Annotated in this window: 1 protein-coding gene; it reads right to left on the bottom strand. The window is 59.1% G+C overall.

Features of this window, described 5'->3' with window-relative positions; all coding sequences use genetic code 11:
* Positions 1-303, bottom strand: a 303-nt coding sequence (locus tag APM_RS13245; protein WP_039888755.1) for a helix-turn-helix domain-containing protein, incomplete at its 3' end; no start/stop codon positions are given.
* Positions 304-660 lie beyond the last annotated feature (357 nt).

Genomic DNA, 660 nt, shown 5'->3' with positions numbered 1-660 from the left:
CAGCAGGATCTGCCGGTCCTCCGCAGCACAGGCGCGGTAAAGCCGCATCAGCGCCAGCTCGTCGCCCTGCAGCGACCCGGTCTCCCCCGAGACCAGATAGGCGATCGAGGTGCCGAGCACCTTCGAAATCCGTTCGAGATTTTCCCGGACCTGCCCGGCCCGGTCGGTTTCCCACTGCGCGATCGCCGAGCGCGACACGCCGAGCTGCGCGGCAAACTCGTCCTGGGTGAGATTGTTCGCAAGGCGCAAGGCGCGGATTCGTTGCCCGACCGATTCCGGGGGCGTCTGTTTCTTCGGTGCCATGGTGTCAACATAAAGACGTGCCGGGAGTCGCGCCAGCCGCCGTTAAGGGATTTGACAAAAAAAACGTGACGAATAATAACTTTTTTTGTCAGGCCTCCTGATGGGTCCGTTATCATGTCTCATCTGTCTCAAAAATCAAAAATTGAGATTTTCCGAGGCAACGACATGTTGCTCCGCAACACATGCCGGATCATGACGCGCGTCTGGCCGCCGCGTTAACAAATGAAGAAACTTCGTCGGGCGAAAAAGCAACCTGCGCTGGTAGTCAGGCTGACAGACTCAGCCTTGCAACCTTGCCGCGAAAAACCCGTCCATGCCGCCGCGCTCCGCCCACATTCCGGGATGGGTGGCAAGGTC

This window comes from Acidiphilium sp. PM, from assembly GCF_000219295.1.
Lineage (GTDB): Bacteria > Pseudomonadota > Alphaproteobacteria > Acetobacterales > Acetobacteraceae > Acidiphilium > Acidiphilium multivorum.
This window is presented reverse-complemented; position numbering and strand designations above follow the sequence as displayed.